The organism is Brucella tritici (assembly GCF_008932295.1).
GTDB classification, from domain to species: Bacteria; Pseudomonadota; Alphaproteobacteria; order Rhizobiales; family Rhizobiaceae; genus Brucella; species Brucella tritici.
Genome location: NZ_WBWA01000015.1, coordinates 105,319 through 123,301, shown reverse-complemented (window position 1 = coordinate 123,301; position 17,983 = coordinate 105,319). Strand labels below are relative to the sequence as shown.

The following is a 17,983-nucleotide window of genomic DNA, read 5'->3' as shown; positions in this document are numbered from 1 at the left end:
TACAACTTTGCCAAACAACTCAAAGCCTTGAAGTTCAAAACACCCTATGAAGCAATTCAGGAACTCTGGAAATCAAAGCCAGAAGCCTTTATCGTCAAACCGCACCATCACATGCTGGGACCAAACAGCTAGGGCTTATTTTCCGGCAGAGGTGCTCGCAGCTTCAACAGCTGCGCACTCCTTGCTGTGATGTTTCACGACAGTCGGAGCGGCAAGTTCCTTGCCTGCATCCGGTGCAAGTCGCGCAAACCACAGAAAAGCCATTGCAGAAACAGCAGCAACCACAAAGAAGCCGATGTGGAAGTCCACCAGTTCAAGATGGGCTCCACGTAGCGACGTACTGATTTCCAGGATACCGCCTGCGAGTGCCACACCGATGGCAATAGAAACCTGCTGCGCCACTGCCGTGATCGGCGTCGCCTGACTTGTCTTTTCATCTGGTATTTCGGCAAAAGCCAGCGCATTGACACCCGTGAAGAACAATGAGCGCGCAAAACCTCCCACCAGCAAAAAGCCGATGATGATCCAGTAAGGGGTCGTTGGCGTGAAGAAGCCATTGACGGCAATGAAACAGGCCGAAATGAGAGAGCCCGCCATCAAAGCGCGCCGGAAACCAACACGGACAAAAATACGCTTTGCTCCGAATTTCATGCTGATAGCGCCAATCGCCGAAACGAAAGTCATCATACCAGACTGAAACGGCGTCAGACCGAAACCAAGCTGGAACATCAAGGGCAGCAGGAACGGGATCGCGCCAATCCCAAACCGAAAGATGCTGCCACCGATAACGGCAGAACGAAATACCTGATTATCGAAAAGCTTAAGATTCAGCAGAGGATCATCAACTCTCTTCGCATGCCGAAAATAGAGAACAGTACAGACAATGCCGATTGCAAGAGTTGTAAAGCCAACCGCAGGCGGTAAGGCTGGCAGGCTGACGACCGACAGTCCAAACACAACGCCCGACATCGCCATCCCTGAAAGAAAGAACCCCGTCCAGTCAAGGCGCTTTACAATACGCTCTTCTGTGTCGGGCAGAAACCGTGTCGCGAACCAAATGCCGACGAAACCAATCGGCACGTTAATCAAGAAAATCCAGTGCCAAGTCAAAAAGGTGGTGATGAAGCCACCAACGGGTGGGCCGACCAGGGGGCCGACCATCGCGGGGATTGTCAGCCAAGCCATAGCTGAGACGAGTTCGCTGCGCGGAGTTGAACGAATGAGCACGAGACGACCAACCGGCGTCATCATCGCGCCCCCCATACCTTGCAAAAACCGTGCAATAACAAAAGCGGTCAATGAATTCGAAGCGGCGCAGGCAACCGAGCCGACCACGAATACCGCTATCGCCGCCCGAAAGACATTTTTGGCACCGAAGCGATCCGCCATCCAGCCGCTCACCGGAATAAAAACCGCGAGCGCTACAAGGTAGGCCGTCAGCGCCAGTTTAAGTGCAATGGGGCTTGTGCCGATGTCGGCAGCGATAGCGGGAAGCGACGTCGAGATGACATTCGAATCCATCTGCTCCATGAACAGGGCGATAGCCAATACGAGGGGAATGATGCGATTCACGGTAATATTCCGAAACACGGATATGAAAGAGCCGATAAATCCTATGTAGCGCCGGACAAATTATTGCTAGTCGGAACGGCGTCACATTGCAGTGAATATGCGATAAAATCAGTCATTTATGCCAGTTTTTGACTTAACGACTTCCCTGTCGGCACAAAATAGCGCATTTCTCACGCCAAATTTCAGTCGTTCACATTTGCGTAAAACGGGGTTGCGCTTCCAGTAACAGCTTGTTACATTTCGTTACAGTTTCACGAAGCTTCGAACCGGGTGGGGGGCCGCTCCGGTTCAAGGAGGTAGGAAATGAACGATATTACAAGAACCGCCATCATCTACGGGATGATGATCATTTCACTCAACACTGCGCTAGCAGTCGGCCTTCTGGGGCTGGATTTCTTGCGTTAAAGTGCGCCCCTAAACAAAGTTTTTTGCCCTCCAGGCAGACATGAAAAAGAGCGTTTCCAATAAAATGGAAGCGCTCTTTTCGTTTTAAGCAGCCTCACGGTCAGAGGATTCGTCCCTGACTGCTAGGGTCGAAGAAAACCGACTTGTCCAGGTTGAATGCAAGCCGGGCTGACTGTCCTGCCGTAATGCGGGCATCCGCACGCAAACGTGCCACGACATGTTTGCCACCCAGACGCGTGACGGCAAACGTATCCGATCCTGCTGGCTCGACAACATCGATCAGGCAATCCCCTTCCACGATTGCGTCGGCATTGCGATCTGCTCCATCCGGATCGGTGAGTGCCTCTGGACGAATACCGAAGACAATATCTTTGCCTTCATACGCGCTGAGTCCTTGGGGCGCCGCCTTCAATGGAAGCTTCAGCGGTTCACCGTCACCGCGCCCAAGGTGAATTGCATAACCCGACCCGTTCTTTTCGACCCGGACAGTCAGCAGATTCATTGCTGGTGATCCCATGAAATCAGCGACAAACATGTTGGCCGGATTGTTGTAAATCTCGGCTGGCGTTCCGAATTGTTGCAAAACACCGTCTTTTAGAACGGCGATCTTGGTTGCCAGCGTCATTGCCTCGATCTGGTCGTGCGTCACATAAACGATCGTGGTTTTCATCCGGCTATGCAGCCGTTTAATCTCGGTGCGCATATCGACGCGCAGTTTGGCATCGAGATTGGAGAGCGGTTCGTCAAACAGGAAAACCTGAGGATTGCGCACCAGCGCACGCCCCATGGCCACTCGTTGACGTTGGCCGCCGGAAAGCTGGCTAGGCTTGCGGTCCAGCAGATGGCCGATCTGCAGAATATCGGCAACTTCCTGAATAGCCTTGTCACGTTCTGCCTTTGGGACCTTACGAATTTCCATGCCGAAAGCGATATTCCCGGCGACGGTCATGTTCGGATAAAGCGCATAGGACTGAAAGACCATTGCAATATCGCGCTGGGATGGGTGCAGGCCGGAAACCGACTTTCCATTAATCGCAATGTCGCCAGACGTGATCGGCTCGAGTCCGGCGATAGTGTTCAGCAGTGTAGACTTGCCGCACCCAGACGGGCCGACGAGGACGAGAAAGCCCCCCTCGTCGATCTCGATGTTGATATCCTTCAAAACAGAAACATTGCCGTAGGATTTGTAGAGATCCGTTATTTTAAGAAAAGACATTTGCAACTTATCCCTTAACGGCACCGGACATCAGGCCACGAACGAAATAGCGACCGGACACGATGTAAACGATCAGCGTCGGCAGAGCCGCCAGAATGGCTCCTGCGAAATGGACATTGTACTCTTTGACGCCGGTGGAAGAGGAAACCAGATTGTTGAGCGCAACCGTCATCGGTGTTGAATTCGCACCCGAGAAGGAAGCTCCGAACAGAAAGTCATTCCAGATATTGGTGAACTGCCAAATCACGGACACGACGATGATCGGCCCTGAGGATGGCAGCAAAATACGCCAGAATATCTGGAAGAAGCTTGCTCCGTCGATCTGTGCAGCCCGAACCAGTTCTGTCGGAAAGGCTTCATAATAATTGCGGAAATAGAGCGTCGTGAATCCGATGCCGTAAACCACATGCACGAGGATCAACCCCCAGATCGTGCCAGCGATCCCCAGAAAACCAAGAACGCGCGCCATCGGAATGAGCACAATCTGGAACGGAATGAAGCACGACAGAAGCAGCAGGCCGAAAAAGATGTTCGACCCACGGAATTGCCATTTGGTCAGAACATAGCCGTTCAACGCGCCAACAATGGTCGAGATTGCAACGGCAGGAACGACCATGAGGATCGAGTTGATAAAGAACGGTTTCAGCCCGGTAGGCTGCACCCCGATCTGCGCCGTCGACCAGGCAGATAGCCATGGTTCGATGGTCCATTGCTGCGGCAGGTTCAACATGCCGCCCTGGCGGATTTCTTCAAGCGGTTTGAAGGAGTTGACCAGCATCACATAAAGCGGCAGCAGATAATAGAATGCGAAGAGCAGCAGCACAGTGTAGATCAGCGCGCGCGTCAGCTTTCCACTGTTGATGGCATTGTCTTGCGACTGGGCGCTCATGATCGCGACCCTCCGCGAATTTCAGAGTAAAGATAAGGGATAATGATCGAGAAGATCATTGCCAGCATGATGATTGCAGATGATGCACCGATGCCCATCTGGTTGCGTGTAAACGTGTAGGAATACATGAACGTCGCAGGCAATTCCGTAGCCTGACCCGGCCCACCGCCGGTCAGCGCAATAACCAGATCGTATGCCTTGATCGCCAGATGAGCGAGAACCACGAAAGCGGACAGGAACACCGGACGCATCAACGGAATAATGATGCGGCGATAGATGGTCCCCGTGGATGCTCCATCAATCTGGGCAGCCTTGATGATTTCATTATCCACGCCGCGCAATCCTGCAAGGAACATGGCCATCACAAATCCGGAAGATTGCCAAACGGCTGCAATCACCAGACAGTAAATTGCCATCGTATTGCTCTTGATCCAATTGAAGGAGAAACTCTCCCAACCCCATAAATGCATTGTGTTTTCGAGACCAATGCCTGGATCGAGAAACCACTTCCACGCCGTTCCGGTAACAATGAAAGACAGCGCCATTGGATAGAGATAGATCGGGCGCAGAATGCCTTCACCACGAATCTTCTGGTCAAGAAGGATCGCGAGAAACAGCCCGATAACCGAACAGATAATGATGTAGAGCGATGCAAAGATTGCCAGATTGGTGATCGCACGCCACCAATGTGGCAAAGCCCAAAGTTTGGTGTAGTTCGTGAGACCGACTAAACCATAGGATGGTAACATTCGACTATTGGTTAGCGAAAGAACACCTGTATAGATGATGAAACCATAGACAAACACGAGCACTATAAGAAAGCTCGGTCCCAGAACCAGCTTTGGCACCAGTTCCTGTAATCGGCTGTTACGCTGCATATTTGCGTCACCCTGTTCACGCCGCCGGAAACCACGCCAATTATCTGGCAAGGGTCCGGACATCGGTTTGATCGGCAATCCGGTGGTATTCTATTACACGCAACCGAATGTACTTAATAAGTTCGGCCTGCTGCAGTTTCCGATGGAAACATGCAGGCCTAAATCATGCAATTGTTGTTTTGATTTCTGGCCGTGGCTGCCAGCACTTTCAAATGCGCGCCCATATTCAGAGCGCCTGGAATGAAAAGCGTCCGGAAAGAATATCCCGGACGCCCATATGCTGTTACTTGGCAGCTTCGACAGCCGACACGAGTTCCTTGACAGCATCTTCCGAAGAAAGCTGTCCGTTAAACTGGCGTGTTACAACGTCGTAGATCGCGTTCTTGACTGCAGCCGGATTGGCATAACCATGAGCCATGGAGCCCAGCATTGTGCCCTTTTCACTCGCTTCCTTTTCGTCGGCGATAGCCTTCTTGCCGCAAGCATCGAAGTCAGTGTCCGGTACGTCGGTGCGAGCCGGAGCAGACCCCTTCACCACATTGAAGGCCGACTGGAATGTCGGGCTTTCAATCGCGGATGCCATTTCAAGCTGCGCCGGAACCTTATCTTCCGAGACCTTGAACATAGCGAACATATCGGAATTGAAAGTGATAGCGCCCTGCGTACCCGGATAGCGCATGCAGACAAAATCTTCGCCCGGCTTCTTGCCGGCCTTGATGAATTCGCCCTTTGCCCAATCGCCCATGAACTGAAGACCAGCCTTGCCTTCAATGACCATAGCGGAAGCGAGGTTCCAGTCACGGCCGGAGAAGTTGTCATCAACATAGGACCGCAACTTCGTCATACGGTCGAAAGCCTGCTTCATTGTATCGCTACCGAGAGTTTCGGGATCGAGGTCGATGAAAGCTTTCTTATAAAAGTCGGTGCCGTAAGACAGCACGACCGCATCAAAAATGGTCGCGTCCTGCCACGGCTGTCCACCATGAGCGATCGGCGTGATGCCCTGCTCCTTGAATTTATCGAGCAACGCGATCAGTTCGTCCCAGTTGGCAGGCTCCTTGCCGCCAGCCTTGTCGAGTGCTGCCTTGTTGATCCACATCCAGTTGGTGGAGTGAACGTTGACCGGAGCAGCGATCCAATGGCCGTCATATTTGGCAAACTCCTGCAAAGGAGCTGGAATAACCTTTTCCCAGCCTTCCTTAGTAGCGACCTCATCAAGGTTACCAAGGGCACCCTGCTCCGCCCAGTCGCGAATGTCGAAGCCGAGCATCTGCACCGCCGTGGGCGCATTGCCTGCCGTTACGCGCGCGCGCAGCACTGTCATTGCTTCGGTACCGCCGCCGCCAGCGACCGGCATGTCGGTCCAGCTAATGCCCTTCTTTTCAAGATCCTTCTTGAGAACGTCGAGCGCAGCAGCTTCACCGCCAGCGGTCCACCAGTGCAGAACTTCAACATTCTGCTTGTCCTGCGCGTTGGCAACAGGGGCCATTCCGGCGAGCAAGGCACAAGCGGCCGTACCCATCGCAGCGAGCTTCAAAAGTTTTTGCATGTCTACCTCCCGTAGAAACAAACGAAACCAGAACTATCGGATACCCGGACAAGCCATTGCTTCTGTACGGCAATCCGTCTCGTCATTCCCATCTGCACCTTCTCGGCACAGACCCAGAACCGGCTGCTCCACACAGCCGACCCCTCCTAGTCACTGCCGCAATACGATGCGAAAGCTTCCGCCTTCACTTGTGCCCGGCTATTCGTCACGACGTTTTTCCTGAAATCCTCCATCCCACTCTTACGCCGCTTCAACACAATTGACAACGTTGTCTTTTATAAATGCGAAATATTCGCAAGACACGATGTTATCACAGGATAGGCCCAAACCCCGTCAGGGTGTCAATATCCCTCAACAGATAAAATCAGAGAACCTTAATCGATTGAAACCAACGATTGAATTTCCGCGAGGAAAAATTCTTGCGAATTAAAGACTTACTGCCTCAAGGACAGTGTCTTGCATCTTAATCCCTATCAAGCTGTACTCTTAATATCCCTCCCCAACCCGAAAAATCGGCAACCGTTAATTTCCCTTATTTCACTGGACAAGCTTGCGACGACGGCATAATTTCGCGCCGCTCGCACAATGGTGTGCGGGCTTGTTCTCGGGGCGGGGTGAAACTCCCGACCGGCGGTATGAAGCGAAAGTTTCGAGCCCGCGAGCGCCTGAACAGATGCCGATTCGGTTTTGGTTCAGGGTCAGCAGATCCGGTGAAATGCCGGAGCCGACGGTTAAAGTCCGGATGGAAGAGAGCGATTGAGCGTCAAGATTGTGCCCTCAGGCATCGTCTATGCGTTCTTTTGTGCGCCCTGATTCTAGTTTCGTGAGGAACCTATGAACCAGAGCTATCCGAACAAGACTTCTTTCAAGATTGCATTCATACAAGCCCGCTGGCACGCCGATATTGTCGACGAAGCCCGCAAGAGCTTTGTTGCGGAACTATCCGCAAAGGCTGGCACCAACGTGGAAGTCGAAATCTTCGACGTCCCGGGTGCCTACGAAATCCCCCTTCATGCCAAAACACTCGCCAAGACTGGTCAGTATGCGGCTATCGTCGGCGCAGCTTTCGTGGTGGATGGCGGTATTTATCGACATGATTTCGTGGCAACTGCCGTTATCAACGGCATGATGCAGGTCGGCCTTGAGACTGAAGTTCCGGTGCTCAGCGTCGTCCTGACGCCGCATCATTTCCATGAAAGCAAGGAGCATCATGACTTCTTCCATGCTCACTTCAAGGTGAAAGGCGTGGAAGCAGCCAATGCGGCATTGCAAGTCGTTAGCGAACGCAGCCGGATAGCGGCCCACGCATAAGGATGTTCAGACCGGCCTTATTATAGAGGCCGGTCATTCTCCGACGATGCGTTCTCCGTGAGCATAAACGTCGAATTCATCACCTCGTACCAACGCAACAAGTGTCAGATTCGATTCCAGAGCTGTCCGAATAGCAAGTGCCGTCGGAGCAGAGATCGCCGCCAGAACAGGCGCTCCAAACATGACTGCCTTCTGGACCATTTCGACCGATACACGGCTGGTGATCGCAACGATCCCGCTTTCCGGCGAGGAACCGATACGCGAGACAGCACCGACGAGTTTATCCAACGCATTGTGACGTCCAACGTCCTCACGCACAGCTATGAGGCCCTCGCCTGGAACATAGAAACCTGCAGCATGAACAGCGTGGGTTTGGGCATTCAGCTGTTGCCCTTCCGCAAGCGACGAGACGGCAATCGAAATATCGTGAGAGGCGAATTTTTGACCGTTCCCACTGAGCGCCCCAAGCGGCCGCAGAGCGTGTTCGATGGAATCGATGCCACAGAGACCACATCCAACTGGACCGGCCATAAATCTGCGTCGCGCAGCAAGTCTCTGCTCGGGGCGTTCGGACAATCGGATCTGAACGTCAATACCTTTCTCGAAGGCTACCACCTCAACCGCTTCTATCTCCGAAACGTGATCGACGATATTCTCTGTGAGAGTGAAACCTATCGCGAAGTCCTCAAGATTGTCAGGAGTAGCCATCATCACGGCTTGCGTTGAGCCGTTATAGCTTACTGCGACCGGCACTTCTTCCGGTACAATGCGGGTACCCTCATGGAAGCTGGACACGCGAAGGGCGAGACGCGCAGCACTCCGGCTCACCTTGTGAATCGTCATCTTAATCGCTCCCTGTCATCGCATCCGTTCTCCCGACAGTTTCATGTGGCATGAAAACAACTTTAATGTAAGTTGCCACCGGACAAGCCGTCGCAATTTGGACGGCAAGCGAGGAAAAGATGGACATTCGCCAAGTAGACGACAATTATTCCGTTTCGGGCCAGATCGAACCCGACGATGTACGCGATATTGCTTCGGAGGGATTTCGCACGATCATCTGCAATCGGCCCGATGGCGAAGGTGGCCCTGAGCAGCCCGAGTTCAACGAGATTGCACGTGTGGCAGAGAAAGCCGGACTTGCAACCTATTACATTCCCGTCGTTGGCGGGCAGTTGACGCAGGAAGATGTGGATGCAATGGCGGCAGCGCTGGATGAAGCCGAAGGCCCCATTCTTGGCTACTGCCGATCAGGTGCTCGCTCTACGAATATTTACGGGATCGTACAGCAGCAAAGGCGCGGATAAAAAACGAGCGCAAACTATGAGGGCGGTGAAGTCGCAAAGGCATTTCTACAGTCTTTGCAAACATGACGATCACCGTCCCGACAATCGGGTGCGGCCCGAATGGACACCGCGTGATGTATGGGCGCAATATTGGCGATAATAGCTCATACCGGTACGCGTGACAGTCGCAACCACGCCGCCAAGAACGAGAAGCCAGCCAATAGCCTGCGGCCAGTTGAAGCTTTCGATCCCACCACTCAGTGCGACAATAAAGATACCCGCCCAGAGCAGAGCCGCGGTACGGCGCCAGAATACCGGGTTGAGCTCATCAAAGACGGCCTTCCACAGCGAGTGAACAAGGCAGGCAAAGAAAAGGGCAGCGGCCAGACCGATATTGAGCAACTCGACCGGAAGCCATTGTTGCGAAGTAAGCATCGTTTCCATCATCCACTTAACCAAGATGCGTATCGAGGGAATCCATTAGAGGATTTGTCTTTACGATCCCAAGTACTGTTACTGTTCGTCCTATTCAGCTTTCGCTTTGTGGCCGCAACGTGTTACAAGCATGGAAAGCTCCATCAGATAAATTCACTTATTATTGCGATCACGCGAAATATCGTGTTGAAAACGCTAGGTTATTTGCGGTGTTCCGCCGTACCCGATGCGGTGCAACCCCTTACACTGATTGAGAAAATTGCGGTTCCACCCTCAGGAAATATCGCTGCAATATTTCATTCACAATCGCATCAGATAACAGCTTTGTAACAATTCGGCACAGCAAAGAGGGTCCGGAAACACCGAGACCCTACAGTTATTCACAAGCTTGCAGTTGATTAGGTGGCTTTTACTTGCCCGCCACCCTTTTTGCTGGGAAGCCGGGAAGACCGGTCTACCGACGCTGGCGCATTGGCCGGTCGTCCGAAAAGGAAACCCTGCACCTGTTCGCAGCCCTCTTCGATCACCATGCGATGCTGGTCAAAGGTTTCAATACCCTCGGCCACCACAGGCAGATCGAGGCTTCGGCCTAGCCCAACAATGGCTCGCACAATGGCTCTTGCACTGACATCGGTTTCCATACTGGTGATGAAGCTGCGGTCGATTTTGATCTTGTCGAACGGAAAGCTTTGAAGATTGCTGAGCGATGAATAGCCGGTACCGAAATCATCCATCACTATGCGGACGCCCAGTTTCTTCATACGGCGCAACAGTTCAAGTGTGGTGAGCCGATCCTTCATCAAGGCGGATTCTGTTACTTCCAGCTCCAACCTCGTCGGGTCAAGGCCGGTTTCTGCAAGAACCGAACTAACCGTATCCGGGAGATTAACCAAGCGGAACTGCACGGGTGAGAGGTTTACAGCAATAGTCAGATTTTTCTCCCACCCTGCAGCCGTGCGGCAAGCTTCACGCAGAACCCACTCGCCCAAAGCTACAATTGCTCCTGTCTCTTCGGCGATTGGAATGAAGACTTCCGGTGGTATCTGTCCACGTTCAGGATGGTTCCAGCGAACCAGCGCCTCATAACCGGTGCAACTTCCATCGGCGGTCGCAAACAAGGGTTGGTAGGCAATACCAATCTGACCGCGCACCATCGCATGGCGCAAATCCGCCTCCATCTGGCGACGCTCGCTTATTTCACGGTCCATTTCAGGTGAGTAGAATGCAACCGTACCCCGCCCTTCCGTCTTTGCCCGGTAAAGCGCAATATCAGCAGCGTGTCGGATCGATTCTGAGTCCTTGCCGTCATTCGGGTATACGGCGACGCCAATACTGACGCCAACGGCGGTCGGATCGAGCACAGTGTTCAGTTCCGACCTGAAGGTGTCCAGAATCTTCTCGGATAGTTTCCGCGCACCCTTCGGCTGCGGCACCCCCACTTGCAGAATAATAAACTCGTCACCGCCGATACGCGCAGCCGTATCTATACCGTTGATAGAACGTTTCAGAATGTTGGAGACCGTTTTCAATACGCGGTCGCCTTCGGCATGGCCGAAAATATCGTTCACGGCTTTGAAGCGGTCCAGATCAAGCGCCAGCACAGCAAACGGTTCACGATTGCGGCGCGCTACCGCATTCGCAAGACGCTCCTCGAAGAACATGCGATTGGGCAAATCGGTGAGTGCATCATGCCGCGCCATATGTTCGATTTGACGCTGGGCTGTGCGTTTTTCGGTAAGGTCACGGACGGCCAACACCTCACAAGGACGCCCTTGATACTCAATCGTGTGAACTGCAAGTTCAAAGATACGCTCATCATTTGGAAACCGGGGTGCCGCCTCAATCGCTTCCAAACGAGACGCACAGACCGGGAGCCCGTCAGCCGCCAACAACAGAGTATCCGGCGCGACACCAACAAGCGCCCTTTCGCTTCTCCGCATAAGTTCGGAAAACCGAGCATTCATTTCAACGATTCCGCCGTCACGGATAACAGCCAGTCCGTCCAATGTGGCGTTCGCAAATCCCTTTAGATCCGTCATATAACGGTCTACAAATACGGCAATAATCGTCGTCAAGGCTACGATACAAACCACAGCGGCAATGGCACCGATCAGCCAGAGACGTCCGATACCAAGAGGATCGGCTGCGGGAAGGCTCGGGTTCGGAACCAGTTCAGTAGACGCGACTGCTGTGAAATGGAGCGTACAGACTGCCAGTATACCTCCGACAGTAGGAAGCAGAATACGCATCCAGCCGGAAGCATTCGTCACCAGCCAGAAAGCCGCGAGCAGAAGTAGAATTGACACGATGCTACCCACGACGATTGGCGGGAGATCATAGTGGACATCGGCTGCCGCTTTGATTGCGCTCATACCCGTGAAATGCATCGCTGCAATTGACAACGTCGCCGAAACGGCGGCGATCAAGCTGAATTTGAACGTTGGCCCCTTGAGAAGGCGCAAACTCAACCAAAAGCCAAGAACCGCTATAGCTGCGGAAAGAACTGTGATTGTGAAATCAAACTCGATTGCAACGGTGCCGCTATAGGCAAGCATGGCGACAAAATGGGTTGCCCAAACGCCCAGCCCACCTGCAAAAGCGCTTATCGCCAACCAGTTGTCGCGGCGGCTTTCCGTGCACTCCCGCGCGCGGGCAAGCAACAGGAAAAATGCAAACATGCTTGCAAATGAAATGGATGCAGCGAGAACCACAAAGGGCTGATCGTGCTGTATTGTCACGCATTCCAGGACTTTAAACATGTCGCCCCCTGCATCGTTCCGGAAAGCAGTTCCAACGTCAATGCAACCGCAAGTATCATCCAGATTGTGCTTTGTTCCCGATCTAAGAATACCAATAACTATTTAAGTATCTCTGAATTATGGAATACGGGGTTCACGTCTGCCGATACCAGAAAAATCGGTCAAGTACGCCTGCCAACACGCTTCCCGACACGGGCAAGTAATATCACGGGCAAAATTCCGACGACCACAATGGCAAGTGCTGCTATGGATGCCTCTTCATAAGTGCCGCGTGCGGCTTCACCATAAAGATGTGTTGCAAAGGTTTCGACGTTGAGCGGGCGCAGCAAAAGTGTTGCGGGTAGCTCTTTCACGCAGTCAACGAATACGAGCAGGCCCGCCGCCACGATGGCTGTTCTGGATAATGGCAAATGAACTGCATAGAATGTCTGTGTTACACCGCGTCCCAATGTGCGTGACGCATGATCGAGAGACAAAGGAATTCGCTCCAGCCCTGAATCAATACCACCGGCGGAAATAGCGAGGAAACGGACGACATAGGCATAAATGACCGCTGCGCCCGTTCCGATCAGCACCAATCCGGCAGAATACCCGAAGAAATGCGATGTGAACTGGTTGAAGAGGCTATCAAAGCCACCCGCGACCACCAGAATGCCAATGGCGATTACGGTACCCGGCGCGGCGTATCCCATCGTCGATAGACGATAAGACCAGCGTGAAATGGGACCCGGGAAAAGCCGAACGGCATATGCTACAGACATTCCGCATATCAGCACCAGAGCCGTCGCGATTGAGGCCAAGGCGACTGTATTGAAAGCTTCACCAACCAATCGTGGAGATACACCGGCAAAGCGAATGCGTTTTACGGCTTCCACAACGAGATAAGTCGCAGGCAAGACAAATCCAATAATCACCGGTAGCGAGCACAGGCTGAACAGCCAGACAGCGTGGCCTCTTCTCACTTTTAATGGCTCGAACCCACGCGAATGGCGAATATTCGAAGCAAACCGCTGCTTACGGCGCGCCCAACGCTCAATTGAGACGAGGGCAACAACCAGAAACAGAAGCGCAAGTGCCAATTGGGCAGCCCCCGGCAAATCCGAGCGCGTTATCCAGGTGGTATAAATCGAAACGGTCAGCGTGCGAACGCCCAAAAATTCAGCGGCCCCCACGTCATTCAACGTTTCCATTAAGGCCAGACTGACACCTACCGCCACAGCAGGGCGGGCAAGTGGCAATGCGACCCGCCAGAAAATACCCTTGCGGCTGACTCCCAGAGTTCTTGCCGCCTCAATAAGACTTGCGGATTGGGTGAGAAACATGGCCCGTGTAGGAATATAGACATAGGGGTACAGAACGAAGCCCAGAAGAATGATGCACCCGGTCATCGAACGGATATCAGGCAATCGAAACTGACGCGGGCTTTCGTACCCCAGCATGAAGCGTACCGCGCCTTGTACCGGACCGATAGGATGCAGGATATCGAGATAGGCATAGGCAACTATGTAGGTCGGGACAGCCAGCGGCAGCAAAAGCGCCCATTCGAGTATACCTCGCCCGCGAAAATCATAAGCCGTCACCAGCCATGCCGTCGATGTTCCAATAACAGCGGCGATAGTGCCGACACCTACGAGCAGAACAACCGTTTCGAGAAAAGCCGTTGGCAGATTGGTGGTTAGCAGATGCCCCCAAAGCCCTGCCGAGCCCTGAATAGCTTCAATGGCAAGGGCGAAAACCGGCAGCACAACCAGAATTGCGACCAATGCCGAGAGCCACAGCCAGTTGCGCCCTGCCATTGCAGGTTGCAAAACTCGTTTCCGCATGGCGGCAAAGACTTCCATTGGTCTCTCTATAATACAACGCCGGCACATGATTTGTACCGGCGTTAGACTGCTTAGTTCATTCGGCTTTTAGTTATCAAAACCAACTTTGTCGACCAATTCGCTAGCCTGCTTGCGATGGCTGACAATTTCAGACAACGGAACGCTGTCGATCTTCAGCTCACCGAACGACTCCACGATTGGATCGAGCGGCGCGCCCGGCCTGACCGGATATTCAAAATTGGCCTTGGCATAGATCTGCTGAGCCTCATCAGACACCAGATATTCAAGCAACTTGACTGCTGCTTCCTTGTTCGGCGCATTCTTGGCAATGGCCGCCCCACTGATGTTCACCTGAGTTCCGCCATCCTTGAAGGTAGGCAGCAAGACCTTGATGCCTTCGCCCCATGCCTTCTGCTCGTCGCCGCCCTTACCCGAACGCATCAGGCCGACATAATAGGAATTCGCGACCGCAATATCGCAAATACCGCCAACGATATCCTTAGCTCCGTCACGATCTCCGCCAGCGGCTTTGCGCGCAAGATTGTCCTTGAGACCCTTCAGCCATTCTTCGGTCTTTTCCGCACCATAATGCGCGATATAGTCCGCGAATAGAGCAGTATTGTAAGGATGCTGACCTGCACGAATACAGACTTTACCCTTCCATTTCGGATCGGAGAGGTCTTCGTAAGTGATCTTGTCAATCGCAAGGTCCTTGGCCGCATAGACAACACGAGCGCGCATGGAAAGCGCGAACCAATTATCCTTTGCATCGCGAAGCTGTTCCGGGACGGCCTCTTTCAGCACCTTTGAATCGACAGGCTGGGTAAGGCCCTTGTCAACGAGGTCAACCAGATTACCAGCATCCACCGTCATAAGAATGTCGGCGGGTGAATTCGCCCCCTCTGAGGCCACGCGCTCCGCCAAGCCATCCTTCAGAAATACCGTATTTACCGTGATTCCCGTGGACGATTTGAAAGCATCGAGCAAGGGCTGAATAAGGCCCGGCTCGCGTGTCGTGTAAATGTTCACTTCATCTGCGTGGGCGGCTCCTACGAAAAACGTTGCTGCGGCGAGAGCGAGACCATAACGCGCAAACTTGGACATTCTACCTCCAGATGGACCGGTTTCATTTTGAATTATGAGCGAAGTAATCAAGTTATACGGTGGGGCTCGCTGACGGTCAATTACCCATACAACTCTGATGCCGTATATTTTCGATCACTTGGGGAAGATAAGCGCCTTGTCCCAGTGTGGGCACAGAACAATATCGGTAGCTGTTGCAGGAAGCCGCAGCTCCGTACGCACCCGCAGACGCAGAGCTGCGCCTGTCACCTGTACGACCAGTTCTTCGATTTCACCGAGAAAAGTGCGCGATTCAATATGACCACGCAATGAAGCTTCGCCGGCCTCACCTTGGGTCAGGATCGTAAAATCGCGTGGACGCAGATAGACAAACACTTCAGCATTTGGCTCAAGCTTTTTGGTCGTGGCAAGCATCCCAAAGGGAGTGGCTAGTTTATCACCTTCAACTTTCCCCGGTATCATATTGAAGTCACAGAAAAAATCTGCCGCATAACGGTTCAAAGGCCGGTCATGGAGTTCACATGCGGGGCCACTTTGAACGATTGTTCCAGAGCGCATCAGCACCACTCGATCCCCAGTCGACAATGCTTCTTCAGCCTCGTGGGTTACAATAATCGCCGTTGTACCGAGTTCCCTCAATAAGGCGACAGTTTCGCGACGAACTCTGGCACGCAGACCTCTATCAAGATTTGAAAAAGGCTCGTCCATCAGCAACAGATGTGGTTTCGGAGCAAGGGCACGGACAAGAGCGACACGTTGTTGCTCGCCGCCAGACAGCATGTGCGGATAGCGATCCGCCATATGCGACAGCGACACCAGTTCCAGAAGCTCCTTTGCCCGCGCACGCGCTTCGCCTCTGGGCATTTTCCGCAAACCGAACAGGATATTTTCCTTGACCGTCAGGTGCGGAAACAGGGCGTAATCCTGAAAGACCACACCTACGTTCCGCTTTTCCGGCTCGATGAAGACCGACGGGCCGACAAATGTTCTGCCACCCATCGCAAGTGTTCCACGATCTGGAGCATCAATGCCAGCAATGATGCGCAATAGAGAAGTCTTGCCACAGCCAGAATGGCCAACCAGACAAATGATCTCGCCCGCTTGGACATCAAGGGAAACGTCGTCAAGCGCAAGCGCTGCTCCAAATTGGCGGCTAATACCGGATAACGCCAATGCCGGACCGGAATGACCGGAAACCTGTCTTTCATCGTACGGGTTGCGTGCGTCCATAGGCAAGATCGCGTGTCCAGATTGCAGTTCAGGCGGATATAGAGGCACATTCTCCAGAAAGCTACTAAAACAGGATAGAATATCTCAGGAATATCGTAACTAAGTATTTTTAGAGCGGCTTATCTGGTTGATCGCGAACGAAAAGCGCGCCATGTTCGCACTGCTTCCACATGCCCAAATCATCCAATCGCATTGCAGGAGAACACCGAAATGGGGCCGGTCACGGATAAGGTGGCGACAGCCGAAAGCTTGCCGCAGGAAACCAAAATCGCCATCATCGGTGGCGGCGTCATCGGTGTTTCCACGGCTCTCTTTCTGGCCGAGCGAGGCATCCCCGTCACCCTCCTTGAAAAAGGCGAGATCGCAGGCGAGCAGTCCAGCCGCAACTGGGGTTGGTGCCGACGCACGGGCCGTGACAGCCGCGAAATGCCGCTCATAGTCGAGAGCATGCGACTATGGGACAGCATAAACGAGCGTACTGGGCGCGAAACAGGTTTCCGTGTTACCGGAATCGCCTACACTGCTGAAAAAGAAGAGCAAATGGCTCTTTACACCGACTGGATCCAGATTGCCCGCGAACACGGTATAGAAACCGAACTTCTCAACTCCAAACAAGCTGCTGCACTTGTACCAAACGTCAATCGGAATCTCGCAGGCGGTATGATTACGCCGCTCGACGGTCGCGCAGAACCGCAAAAGGCCGTTCCGGCTTTCGCTGCAAAAGCCCAAGAAAACGGTGCCGTCATTCTACAAAATTGCGCGGTGCGCGGTATCGAAACAACCAATGGCCGTGTCACTGCTGTTCTGACTGAAAAGGGCCGCCTGCGCTGTGAGGCGGTAGTGGTTGCGGGAGGAGCATGGTCCAGACTTATTGTTTCTGAATTCAATGCCCACTTGCCGCAGTTGAAAGTTCGTTCTTCCGTCTTCCGTACAGCGGCTCTCGATGCAGGTGTGGAACCTGCGATTGCATTTTCAGACTTTGCCCTACGCAAAAGGCTGGATGGCGGTTATACGGTCGCGAGCCTTGGTGGGTCCATCGCCGATATTGTACCCGACAGTTTCCGGTTTTTTCGCGATTTCATACCGTCGCTTTCGAGCGAATGGCGCTCGTTGCGGTTCCGATTTGGCGAGCGCTTTTTCGAAGAAGCATTCCAGTGGAAGCTTCGACCTGCAGATCAGGTCTCTATCTTCGAGAAAATCCGTACACTCGACCCTGCTCCACACAAGGCAGCCAATGCTCAGGTGCTTGCGAAACTGAAGCAGGCAATCCCTTCTTTCGCATCAGCCACAATAGCGCAGGAGTGGGCAGGTCTCATCGATACGATGCCGGATGTCATTCCGGTTATTTCACCCCTTCCGGGCGTTGAAGGATTGATCGTGGCAACGGGTTTTTCAGGACACGGCTTCGGGATCGGTCCAGGAGCGGGTAAGCTTGTAGCCGATATGGTCACGGGAGAAACGCCGGTTGTCGATCCTTCGGCATTTCATATATCGCGCTTCTCCGATGGTTCCAAAATCCGCATTGAGAATTGGGGATAGGTCTTCGC

The 17,983-nt window shown here is 53.1% G+C and carries 14 protein-coding genes, 1 pseudogene and 1 riboswitch; of the genes and pseudogenes, 4 read left to right on the top strand and 11 right to left on the bottom strand.

The genetic code is table 11. The features are described from left to right. Positions 1-132: pseudogene (locus F9K91_RS16005) on the top strand (IS481 family transposase); the annotation flags it as partial. A gap of 3 nt (positions 133-135) precedes the next feature. Here F9K91_RS16005 and F9K91_RS16000 read toward each other — a convergent pair. From F9K91_RS16000 to F9K91_RS15980, 5 genes are all read right to left on the bottom strand, one after another. After that, positions 136-1,572 carry a DHA2 family efflux MFS transporter permease subunit gene (locus F9K91_RS16000; RefSeq protein WP_151678188.1) on the bottom strand — a complete coding sequence of 479 codons (1,437 nt, stop codon included), beginning with the start codon at positions 1,570-1,572 and terminating at the stop codon, positions 136-138. A 505-nt stretch (positions 1,573-2,077) separates the two neighbouring features. After that, positions 2,078-3,193 carry an ABC transporter ATP-binding protein gene (locus F9K91_RS15995; RefSeq protein ID WP_151651104.1) on the bottom strand — a complete coding sequence of 372 codons (1,116 nt, stop codon included), beginning with the start codon at positions 3,191-3,193 and terminating at the stop codon, positions 2,078-2,080. A 7-nt stretch (positions 3,194-3,200) separates the two neighbouring features. Further along, entirely contained in the window at positions 3,201-4,082 is an 882-nt protein-coding gene (locus F9K91_RS15990; protein WP_151554519.1) for a carbohydrate ABC transporter permease, read from the bottom strand. Then, the gene (locus F9K91_RS15985; protein WP_151678187.1) at positions 4,079-4,960 is read right to left on the bottom strand and encodes a carbohydrate ABC transporter permease; all 882 of its coding nucleotides are present in this window, start codon (positions 4,958-4,960) and stop codon (positions 4,079-4,081) included. Before F9K91_RS15985 ends, F9K91_RS15990 begins: the two co-directional genes overlap by 4 nt. Positions 4,961-5,243: 283 nt before the next feature. Next, positions 5,244-6,509 carry an ABC transporter substrate-binding protein gene (locus F9K91_RS15980; protein ID WP_061347049.1) on the bottom strand — a complete coding sequence of 422 codons (1,266 nt, stop codon included), beginning with the start codon at positions 6,507-6,509 and terminating at the stop codon, positions 5,244-5,246. 596 nt (positions 6,510-7,105) lie between these two features. Next, positions 7,106-7,267: riboswitch (FMN riboswitch) on the top strand. 76 nt (positions 7,268-7,343) lie between these two features. On the opposite strand from F9K91_RS15980, the gene F9K91_RS15975 reads away from it, so the two are divergent. Continuing rightward, entirely contained in the window at positions 7,344-7,820 is a 477-nt protein-coding gene (locus tag F9K91_RS15975; RefSeq protein WP_151678186.1) for a 6,7-dimethyl-8-ribityllumazine synthase, read from the top strand. A 33-nt stretch (positions 7,821-7,853) separates the two neighbouring features. Here the strand turns inward: F9K91_RS15975 and fdhD are convergent, their stop codons facing one another. Then, positions 7,854-8,663, bottom strand: a complete 810-nt coding sequence (fdhD, locus tag F9K91_RS15970) for a formate dehydrogenase accessory sulfurtransferase FdhD (RefSeq protein WP_151554516.1) — start codon at positions 8,661-8,663, stop codon at positions 7,854-7,856. A 119-nt stretch (positions 8,664-8,782) separates the two neighbouring features. On the opposite strand from fdhD, the gene F9K91_RS15965 reads away from it, so the two are divergent. Continuing rightward, positions 8,783-9,127 carry a protein tyrosine phosphatase family protein gene (locus F9K91_RS15965; protein WP_061347046.1) on the top strand — a complete coding sequence of 115 codons (345 nt, stop codon included), beginning with the start codon at positions 8,783-8,785 and terminating at the stop codon, positions 9,125-9,127. 69 nt (positions 9,128-9,196) lie between these two features. Here F9K91_RS15965 and F9K91_RS15960 read toward each other — a convergent pair whose 3' ends face one another. The 5 genes from F9K91_RS15960 to F9K91_RS15940 all read right to left on the bottom strand — a co-directional run bounded on the left by F9K91_RS15960 (position 9,197) and on the right by F9K91_RS15940 (position 16,436). After that, positions 9,197-9,541, bottom strand: a complete 345-nt coding sequence (locus F9K91_RS15960) for a hypothetical protein (protein ID WP_010659008.1) — start codon at positions 9,539-9,541, stop codon at positions 9,197-9,199. 398 nt (positions 9,542-9,939) lie between these two features. Beyond that, complete coding sequence (locus tag F9K91_RS15955) at positions 9,940-12,300, bottom strand: bifunctional diguanylate cyclase/phosphodiesterase (protein ID WP_151554515.1); 2,361 nt, start codon at positions 12,298-12,300, stop codon at positions 9,940-9,942. 161 nt (positions 12,301-12,461) lie between these two features. After that, positions 12,462-14,141: an ABC transporter permease gene (locus F9K91_RS15950; protein ID WP_151678185.1), complete on the bottom strand. Its 1,680-nt coding sequence runs from the start codon at positions 14,139-14,141 to the stop codon at positions 12,462-12,464. 69 nt (positions 14,142-14,210) lie between these two features. After that, positions 14,211-15,227: a Fe(3+) ABC transporter substrate-binding protein gene (locus F9K91_RS15945; protein ID WP_151554513.1), complete on the bottom strand. Its 1,017-nt coding sequence runs from the start codon at positions 15,225-15,227 to the stop codon at positions 14,211-14,213. A gap of 114 nt (positions 15,228-15,341) precedes the next feature. Next, positions 15,342-16,436: an ABC transporter ATP-binding protein gene (locus tag F9K91_RS15940; protein ID WP_151678184.1), complete on the bottom strand. Its 1,095-nt coding sequence runs from the start codon at positions 16,434-16,436 to the stop codon at positions 15,342-15,344. 210 nt (positions 16,437-16,646) lie between these two features. Between F9K91_RS15940 and F9K91_RS15935 the strand changes: the two genes are divergently transcribed. Then, positions 16,647-17,975, top strand: a complete 1,329-nt coding sequence (locus F9K91_RS15935) for an NAD(P)/FAD-dependent oxidoreductase (RefSeq protein WP_151678183.1) — start codon at positions 16,647-16,649, stop codon at positions 17,973-17,975. Positions 17,976-17,983: the final 8 nt, after the last annotated feature.